Below are 8,276 nucleotides of genomic sequence, written 5' to 3'. Positions count from 1 at the left end.
GGCATCGAGTTTTTTTAGGTACGCCACCTCCGCGCGCAGGTATTCGTTCTCCTTGAGCAACTGCTCACGGGTGCGCTGATCCGGCTTGGATTCCGGTGGGATGGGTTCGGGCGGTGAAGAGTTCGGCATCTTCCGGGGGCGTCCCTTGGGACGGGGCAATAGTGCAGACAGACCACCCTTATGATACTGGCGTTCCCAGCGGCTGATGGCCCCCGGATCACGGATCCCCAATATCGCTCGTACCTGGGCTTGCGACAGGTTGTCTCGCTGCATGCGCTCAAGCGCCGCCAGCTTGAATTCTGCGCTGTACTCGGTATAGCCCTTGCGCCGTAACCCACGTTGACCATGGAGTTCATACTCGGCAACCCACTGTCGGGCCAGCGTACGGGCCAATCCATACTCCTGCGCCAGCGCCCTATAACCGATATCCCCGGCTAGATATCGCTTTACTACCTCGAGCTTCAGTTGCTCGTCGTGTCTCACCATGAAAAACACCCCAAGGTTGGATCGGCGTCCAACTCTTGGGGTGCAGTTCATTGCGCGCGGGCCTTTTGCCTGTAACTCTGGTGCCCACGAGAGGACTCGGTCACGCAAGCTCGACCCCGGCTGCGCTTGCAAGCGCAGCCCTTCTCGTCCTCGCGAAAAGCGCTCAAGCGCTCAAGCGCTTTTCTTCCTGGGCGGAAATGAAAAAAGGGTCTGCATGCGCAGACCCTTTTTAGTATTGTGGTGCCCAGGAGAGGACTCGAACCTCCACAGTGTTGCCACCGCTAGGACCTGAACCTAGTGCGTCTACCAATTCCGCCACCTGGGCAGGTGGTGAGCCGCGAATTCTACCGAAGGCGACGGAATTTGCAAGCCCCTGCGCGGGCGCCGTGTAAAAACCGTGGCGACCGCCAGGCAATCAGAACGAGGGCACCATTGCGCCCTTGTACTGCGCTTTCATGAATTGGCGCACGTCTTCGGACTGGTACGCCGCCACCAGCTTCTTGACCCACGGCTTGTCCTTGTCCTGGGTGCGCACCACGATGATGTTGGCGTACGGGCTGTGGATGTCTTCCAGCGCGATGGCGTCCTTGGTCGGCTGCAAGCCGGCGGCCAGCGCGTAGTTGGTGTTGATCACGGCGGCGCCGACATCGGGCAGTGCGCGGGCCAGCTGCGCCGCGTCCAGTTCCACGATCTTCAGCTTCTTCGGGTTGTCGGCCACGTCCAGCGGCGTGGCATTGGAACCGTTGGTGCCGGCGCCAGCCTTCAGCTTGATCACGCCTTGCGCCTGCAGCAACAGCAGCGCGCGGTTTTCATTGGACGGATCGTTGGGCACCGCCACCTTGGCGCCCTGCGGCAGATCCTTCGGCGACTTCAGCGTCTTCGAGTAGATGCCCAGCGGCGAGATATAGGTGTAGCCCACGCTCTGCATCTTGTAGCCGCGCTGCTTCACCTGGCTGTCGAGATACGGCTGGTGCTGGAAGCTGTTGGCGTCGAGGTCGCCGGCGTCGAGCGCGGCGTTGGGCTGCACGTAGTCGTTGAACTCAACCACCTTGAGGTTGAGGCCATTGCGCTTGGCCACCTTCTGGACCACCTGCCAGACCTCGGCGTCCGGCCCGCTGACGGTGCCGACCCGGATGGTCTGTTCCTGGGCCGAGACGCTGCCGGCGGCGATAAGACCCATGGCGGACACTGCTGCCGCCAGACGCTTGAAGAAAGACGTGCGCATAGGAGTGGTAAAGATCTTGTTGGGATATGGCGAGTGAGAGGCATTCGCCGGGCAGGGATCGCCTGTCCGGAGCGAGGCCACAGATTAACGCAATTGCGTCAGGACGGCGCGGTGTGGACGATTCTGGCGTCTATTTCTTTTTCATAAGCTTATGAATCCAAGCTGTGCGCGCATGCCGCCATTAAATGCTTTCGTCAGGCTCAATGCCGACGGCGGGGTCGAGCGCAACTTCCGTAAACGCATGCCCCGCGCCGCTGCGATCGGCTCAGTCGGCCATCACCGCGTATCCCTGACCCTTCCACTCGACAAAACACAGCCCGTGCCCGAACGGGTCCGACAGGGTCGCCTGCCGGCCCCAGGCGAACTCCTGTGGCCAGTCCTCGATTTCCGCGCCGGCCTCGAGCGCGCGCTCGATCGCTTGCTCGAGGTCGGCGACGACGAAATCAAGGTGCACCGGGGTCCAGTGGCGGCGATAATCGCGCCGGGTTTCGGCGCGCGTGGTCGGGCGCGTGCCGGCGGCCTTGGCGAGCAGGTAGACCGGGGTATTGCCGCCCAGCATTTCGGCGACGGTGCCGTCGAACAGCTTGCGCTCAAGCCGCAAGCCGAGCGCTTGCGTGTAGAAGACGATGCCGCGCGGCAGATCGTCGACATCGATATTGATCAGCAATTCCATCACAGCCTCCTGCGGCGTTTCGGGGAGTGAAAGCGGCCGCATTGTGCGCCGGGTCTCCTGACATCTGCTGTCAGGAGTGATGTTTCAGCCGGCTTCGCGGCGTATGACGAGGCTGCGCGGCGTTGGGCCGATCAGAAGGCAGGGCGGGGCGTTCATGTTGCAACGCGCCGACAAAAAGGCCTCGCGAATACGCGGAGACTTCATAATATCGACTTATCGCGAACGGGAGAGTGAAGTTGCGTTTTGAGCACTTGGTTGAGATCAATGATCCGGGCAACCCGCAGCTGGAACCGCTGTCGGCCGAGCAGCTGTGGCAGGGCCTGGTGCTGCGCGCCGAGTCTCCCGAGCTGTTCGTGCTGGGCCTGGACCGCGCCGAGGTAGTGGGGCGCGGCGACAACTGGATCGATCGCGTGCTGCATTTCGGCGAAGCGTCGATCGAGGACCACGTGGTCTACGAGCCGCGCCGGCTGGTGCGCTATGAAACCGCGGCCACGGCCGAGCATGCCGGCGGCACGCTGACCATGGCGATCGAGACCCCGGGGCCGGGCGCGCTGCTGCTGCGCTTTATCTATGACACCACCATGCCGGCGGTCGATGCCAGCGGCGACGACCGTTACGCCGAGATCGTCAAGTCGGCCTATCACGCCGCCGACATCGACACCGTCCGCAAGATCCGCGAGATCGCCGACACCGGGCGGCTCGGGTGAGCGAGGGACCGGCCACGCCGGAGGATTCCGGCCAGCAGTCGGGCCTGCCGACCCGGCAGGCGCTGCGTGCGCGTTACGGCGAGCGGCTGCGCTGGCTGGTGCTGGCGACGCTGATGCTGGGCACAATCTCGTCGATCGTCTCGTCCACCATCGTCAATGTGGCCATTCCGGACCTGAGCCGGCATTTCGCGCTGGGGCAGGAGCGCGCGCAATGGGTGGCCGCCAGCTTCATGATCGCGATGACGATGTCGATGCTGCTGACCCCCTGGCTGCTGAACCGCTACGGGCTGCGGCGCACCTTCCTGGGCGCGGCGCTGCTGCTGGGCGCGGGCGGGCTGGTGGGCGGCTTTTCGCCCACCTACGGCGTGATGATCGCCATGCGGGTGGCCGAGGGTGTTGCCGCGGGGATCATGCAGCCGCTGCCCAATATCCTGATCCTGCGGGTGTTCGAAGAGCGCGAGCAGGGCAAGGCGATCAGCATGTTCGGCTTTGGCGTGGTGCTGGCGCCGGCGCTGGGGCCCAGCCTGGGCGGCTTCCTGGTCGAGGCCTTCGGCTGGCGCTCGATCTTCTTCGTGGTGGTGCCGCTGACGCTGCTGGCGGTGCTGATGGCGCGTCGCTTCATGGCGGTGGATTCGATCATGATGGGCGAGCGCCAGCCGCTGGACTGGCGTGGGCTGGGCCTGGCCGGCGTCGCCACGGTGAGCCTGCTCAACGGCGTGGTGGAGATGCGCGAGAGCGTGCCCGCGGGCCTGGCCCTGTCGGGCTTCGGCGTGCTGATGCTGGCGGCATTCGTGATGTGGCAGCTGCGCGCGGCGTACCCGCTGATGAACATGCGGCTCTACAGCTATCGCCAGTTCGCCGCGGGAGCGGTGGTGGCCTTCATCTATGGCGCGGGCCTGTTCGGCTCGACCTACCTGTTGCCGGTCTACATGCAGATGGCGCTGGAATACACGCCGTCGCGGGCCGGCCTGGTGCTGTTCCCGGCAGGGGTGGTGCTGGCGCTGACGATTGCGCTGGCGGGACGCTTCACGCACCGGATCCCGCCGCATATCCAGGTGTCGTTCGGGCTGGCGCTGCTGTCGCTGTCGTTCCTGCTGATGGCACTGGGCTCGCGCGCCACGCCTTACCTGGTGCTGGTGGCGCTGGCGGTGCTGGGGCGGATCGGCCTGGGCTGCATCCTGCCTTCGCTGACGCTGGGCGCGATGCGCGGCGTGGACTTCACCTTGATCGCGCAGGGTTCGAGCTGCATCAACTTCCTGCGGCAGCTGGGCGGGGCCATCGGTGTGAGCCTGGCGGGCGTGGGGTTGCAGTGGCGCCTGGCCGAGCATGGCGCGTTGCTGGGCCAGGCCGGCGACACTGTGGTCCAGGCGGCGCGCATCCGCGCCTTCGACGAAACCTTCCTGGCGGTGGGCGTGGTGATTGCCAGCGCGATGCTGGCGGCCTGGCGGATCCGCCCGCGCCCGGTGCCGGCGGCCTGAGGCCACCGGCCCGGCACCGTTCAGCTGGCGGCGCCGCTGCGCAGTTCCTCCACCAGCGCGATGTATTGCTCCATCGCCTGTTCGCGCGCGGTGCCGCGCAGCGCTTCCCACGCTTCAAACTTGTAGCGGCCGACAAAATCGGTCATGCCGGGCTTGTCGCCGTGGGCATCGCCTTCGCTGCCTTGCTTGAACAGCGCGTACAGGCGCAGCAGGGACATATTGCTGGGGCGCTCGCTCAGTTGCTTGACGTCGATCTGGGCCTGTTCGAAGCGTGCCTGCAGGTCGCTCATGGGGTTCCTCCGTGTGGACTGTCTGGATTGCGGAAATGCAGCCCGATGATAGCCGTCCCGCGCGGCCGCGCCGTCCGTATAAAACCGAAGAAGCCCTCGATTCCGGGCCCAACGGATACAATCGCGCCATGTCCTGGATTCTTGCTGTTGAAACTTCTACGGAATGGTGCTCGGTGGCGCTTGGACGCGCGGCAGGCGCCGGCATCGAGTGCCTGGTGCGCCATGAGCACACCGGCGCACGCTCGTCGGCGCGCGTGCTGCCGGCCGCCGGGGAATTGCTGGCCGAGGCCGGCATCGCGCTGGCCGATTGCGCGGCCATTGCCTTTGGGGCCGGCCCGGGCTCGTTCACGGGGCTGCGCACCGCCTGCGGGGTGGCGCAGGGGCTGGCGTTCGGCGCCGGGCTGCCGGTGGTACCGGTCAATACCCTGATGACCTGCGCCGAGCGCGCGCGCGCCGCCACGCCGGCGCTGCCGGACACGACCGCGGTGCTGGTCGCGCTCGATGCGCGCATGGATGAGGCCTATGCCGCGTCGTTCCGCTGGGACGCCGCCGCACAGGAGTGGACGGCACTCACGCCGATGCAGGTCAGCGCGCCGGAAACCGTGGCGTTGCCCGATGGCGCGTTCTGGCTGGCCGGCAATGCGTCGACGGTGTTCGGCGAGCGGCTCGCCGGCCTGGCCCGCGCCGCCCGCGTGCTGCCCGAGGCGATGCCCCATGCGCAGCCGATGGTGGCCATCGCGCTGCGCGCACTGGCGCGCGGCGAGGCCATCGACGCCGACCAGGCCATGCCGCTCTACCTGCGCAACAAGGTCGCGCAGACCATCGCCGAACGCGAAGCCGCCGCGGCGGCGCGCGCCGCGGCCCAGCCGGGGAAGGCATCGTGAGCGCCGCCTATCCCCTCGAAGACCGCCATGACTGGCCCGCGGTACCGGCGATGCCAGTGCTGCCGGACGGCTGGTCGCTAGGGCGCATGACTGCGCTGGACCTGCAAGCGGTAGCAGGCATCGAGGCGCGCGCCTACAGCCACCCGTGGACCCGCGGCAACTTCGAGAACTCGGTCAAGTCCGGGCATCTGGGGCTGACGCTGCGCGATCCGGCGGGCACGCTGGTGGCCTACGCCGTGCTGATGCCGGTGGTCGATGAAATGCACCTGCTCAATATCACCGTCGAACCGCAGCGCCAGCGCCAGGGGCTAGGGCGGCTGATGCTCGCGGTGGTGCTGGCGACCTCGCACGCGCACCGCATCCACACCATGCTGCTGGAAGTGCGACCTTCCAATACCGGCGCGATCGCGCTGTACCAGGCGGCCGGGTTTGCCGAGATCGGACGCCGCAAGGGCTATTACCCCGCGCCCGGCGGCAAGCGCGAAGACGCGCTGGTGCTGCGCCGCGCCTGGCCGGCGCAGGATGCCGCCAATGAAGGCACGGAGGGGCAGGCATGAACCGCCGTGCGCAGTTCCTCGAGGTGCTGGGGATCGCCACTGAATGGGTCCCCCGCGAGCGCAACGACGCACCGGCAGAGGCGGTGCCCGCCACGGCCACCGCGCCGGTCGCGCAGGCGCCTGCAGCCGCAACGGCTGCTCCGCTTGCACCGGTTGCTGCGGTGATTGCCGATGTCGCGGAGCCCGTGTCGGCGCGCGTGAAGCCTCTAGCCCGGGCGCCCGCCGCACCTTCGCTGGTTCCCGCCGTGCCCGAGCCGGGCTCGGCGCAGGCCGACCGCGAAGCCGCCATCGCCACGATGGACTGGCCGGCACTGGATGCCGCCGTGGCCGGCTGCACCGCCTGCGGCCTGTGCCAGACCCGCACCCAAACCGTCTTCGGCGTGGGTGACCGCCAGGCGGAATGGATGCTGGTAGGCGAAGCCCCCGGCGAGAACGAAGACCTGCAGGGCGAGCCCTTCGTCGGCCAGGCCGGCAAGCTGCTCGACAACATGCTGGGCGCGCTCGGGCTGGCACGCGGGCGCAATGTGTTTATCGCCAACGTGCTCAAGTGCCGCCCGCCCGGCAACCGCAACCCGGAGCCTGAAGAGGTGGCGCAGTGCGAGCCCTTCCTGCGCCGGCAGATTGCGCTGGTCAGGCCCCGCGTGATCGTGGTGCTGGGCCGCTTCGCCGCGCAGACATTGCTGCGCACCACCACGCCCATCGGCAAGCTGCGCGGCACCGTGCATGCGTATGAAGGCATCCCCGTGGTGGTGACCTACCACCCCGCCTATCTGCTGCGCACGCTGACCGACAAGGCGCGCGCATGGGAAGACCTGTGCCTGGCCCGGGAGGTCCATGACCGTGCGGGAGCTGGGGCCTGACCTTTCCCTGACCCGCGGCGGCGACGGCCCTGGGCCGTCGGACGCGCCGCTGTGGCGCCGTGCCGCGTCGGCACGCGCACGCGACCTGGCCTGGACCACGCTGTCGCCGCCGCTGCTGGGCGTGGTGCCTGGCGCCGCGCTGGCGCGCTGGCCGGCCGGCGCCCGCGAGGCCTGGCAGCACTGGCTCGAAGGCGCCGATCCCGCCACGCTCCCCGCCACCATCGATGAACTGGCCGACGGCCACGCCGCGTTCCCTGCCGATGCCGACCATGATCCCGCCAACCGCAGCCTGCGCCTGGGCCGGCATGCCGAGCGGCTGCTGCATTTTGCCTTGCGGCATATGCAGGGGCTGTCGCTGCTGGCGGCCAACGTGCCGGTACGGCGTGCGGGCAAGCACGGCGTGCGCACACTGGGCGAACTGGATTTCGTCTGGCGCGACCTGGCCTCGGGCGCGGTGGTCCACTGGGAAATGGCGGCCAAGTTCTACCTGATGGCGGCGGGCGGCCACCAGCCGCCGCGGGCGCAGGATTTCGTCGGCCCGAACCTGGTCGACCGCCTCGGCGACAAGCTCGGCCATATCGTGCATCGCCAGCTGCCGCTGGGACATACCGCCGAGGCGCGGGCCGCGCTGGGCCATACCGTGGACCGCAGCGAGGTCTACTTGCTGGGCTGGCTGTTCTATCGCGACGGCCAGGTGCCGGCCGGGCTGGAGACACTGGGCATTGCGCCGGACCACTTGCACGGCTGGTGGTCCACGCTCGACACCTGGGCCGCGCGCGCCGCTGCACGCCCGGGCATGCGCTGGTGCCGCCTGCCGCGCACCGGGTGGCTGTCGGGCGCGCTGGTGCCCGATTCAGGCACGGCCGACGCCGGCGCGCTGCAAGCAATGCTGGCGCAACGCTTTGCCGATCCGCGCCATGACCACGGCTGGCGCCGCGAGTCGCCCGTGATGCTGTGCGAACTGGAACCGGCCGGCGCGCAGGCGCCGGGCTGGTGGCGCGAATGCTCGCGCGGGTTCGTGGTACCGCCGGGGTGGCAGGAGCGCGCGCTGGCGCGTACCGGGGAACCGCCACGGGCCGGGCCGCAAGGCGGGCAGGACGACGCCTGAGCCGGCCT

Annotated in this window: 10 protein-coding genes and 1 tRNA gene; 6 read left to right on the top strand and 5 right to left on the bottom strand. The window is 68.1% G+C overall.

Annotated features, from left to right (window positions below):
- The 4 genes from E5S69_RS25435 to E5S69_RS25420 all read right to left on the bottom strand — a co-directional run.
- The coding region (locus E5S69_RS25435; protein WP_171517222.1) for a helix-turn-helix domain-containing protein at nucleotides 1-486 on the bottom strand (486 nt) is incomplete at its 3' end.
- A 238-nt stretch (nucleotides 487-724) separates the two neighbouring features.
- A tRNA-Leu gene (locus E5S69_RS25430) sits at nucleotides 725-811 on the bottom strand.
- A gap of 90 nt (nucleotides 812-901) precedes the next feature.
- A complete protein-coding gene (locus E5S69_RS25425; RefSeq protein WP_236901429.1) occupies nucleotides 902-1,666 on the bottom strand; it encodes a MetQ/NlpA family ABC transporter substrate-binding protein in 765 nt (254 codons plus the stop codon).
- A gap of 310 nt (nucleotides 1,667-1,976) precedes the next feature.
- Nucleotides 1,977-2,384: a VOC family protein gene (locus E5S69_RS25420; protein ID WP_171517220.1), complete on the bottom strand. Its 408-nt coding sequence runs from the start codon at nucleotides 2,382-2,384 to the stop codon at nucleotides 1,977-1,979.
- Between the two features lie 236 nt (nucleotides 2,385-2,620).
- On the opposite strand from E5S69_RS25420, the gene E5S69_RS25415 reads away from it, so the two are divergent.
- Together E5S69_RS25415 and E5S69_RS25410 are read left to right on the top strand one after the other, a co-directional pair.
- On the top strand, nucleotides 2,621-3,091 hold the full coding sequence (locus E5S69_RS25415; RefSeq protein ID WP_171517219.1) for an SRPBCC family protein: 471 nt from the start codon (nucleotides 2,621-2,623) through the stop codon (nucleotides 3,089-3,091).
- Nucleotides 3,088-4,569: a DHA2 family efflux MFS transporter permease subunit gene (locus tag E5S69_RS25410; protein ID WP_171517218.1), complete on the top strand. Its 1,482-nt coding sequence runs from the start codon at nucleotides 3,088-3,090 to the stop codon at nucleotides 4,567-4,569. The genes E5S69_RS25415 and E5S69_RS25410 overlap by 4 nt, the downstream gene beginning before the upstream one ends.
- A 20-nt stretch (nucleotides 4,570-4,589) precedes the next feature.
- Here E5S69_RS25410 and E5S69_RS25405 read toward each other — a convergent pair whose 3' ends face one another.
- On the bottom strand, nucleotides 4,590-4,859 hold the full coding sequence (locus E5S69_RS25405) for an acyl-CoA-binding protein (RefSeq protein ID WP_012353003.1): 270 nt from the start codon (nucleotides 4,857-4,859) through the stop codon (nucleotides 4,590-4,592).
- A gap of 128 nt (nucleotides 4,860-4,987) precedes the next feature.
- Between E5S69_RS25405 and tsaB the strand changes: the two genes are divergently transcribed.
- Genes tsaB through E5S69_RS25385 form a run of 4 tightly spaced genes read left to right on the top strand, consistent with a single transcriptional unit; the run spans nucleotide 4,988 to nucleotide 8,268 of the window.
- Nucleotides 4,988-5,743, top strand: a complete 756-nt coding sequence (tsaB, locus tag E5S69_RS25400; protein WP_171517217.1) for a tRNA (adenosine(37)-N6)-threonylcarbamoyltransferase complex dimerization subunit type 1 TsaB — start codon at nucleotides 4,988-4,990, stop codon at nucleotides 5,741-5,743.
- The gene (gene rimI, locus E5S69_RS25395; protein ID WP_171517216.1) at nucleotides 5,740-6,300 is read left to right on the top strand and encodes a ribosomal protein S18-alanine N-acetyltransferase; all 561 of its coding nucleotides are present in this window, start codon (nucleotides 5,740-5,742) and stop codon (nucleotides 6,298-6,300) included. The genes tsaB and rimI overlap by 4 nt, the downstream gene beginning before the upstream one ends.
- Nucleotides 6,297-7,160, top strand: a complete 864-nt coding sequence (locus E5S69_RS25390) for a uracil-DNA glycosylase (protein WP_171517215.1) — start codon at nucleotides 6,297-6,299, stop codon at nucleotides 7,158-7,160. Before rimI ends, E5S69_RS25390 begins: the two co-directional genes overlap by 4 nt.
- A complete protein-coding gene (locus E5S69_RS25385) occupies nucleotides 7,135-8,268 on the top strand; it encodes a DUF1853 family protein (protein ID WP_171517214.1) in 1,134 nt (377 codons plus the stop codon). The genes E5S69_RS25390 and E5S69_RS25385 overlap by 26 nt, the downstream gene beginning before the upstream one ends.
- Nucleotides 8,269-8,276: the final 8 nt, after the last annotated feature.

This window comes from Cupriavidus necator, from assembly GCF_013141915.1.
Lineage (GTDB): Bacteria > Pseudomonadota > Gammaproteobacteria > Burkholderiales > Burkholderiaceae > Cupriavidus > Cupriavidus necator_B.
The sequence above is the reverse complement of the archived record's forward strand: the minus strand, read 5'-3'. Positions and strand labels throughout refer to the sequence as shown.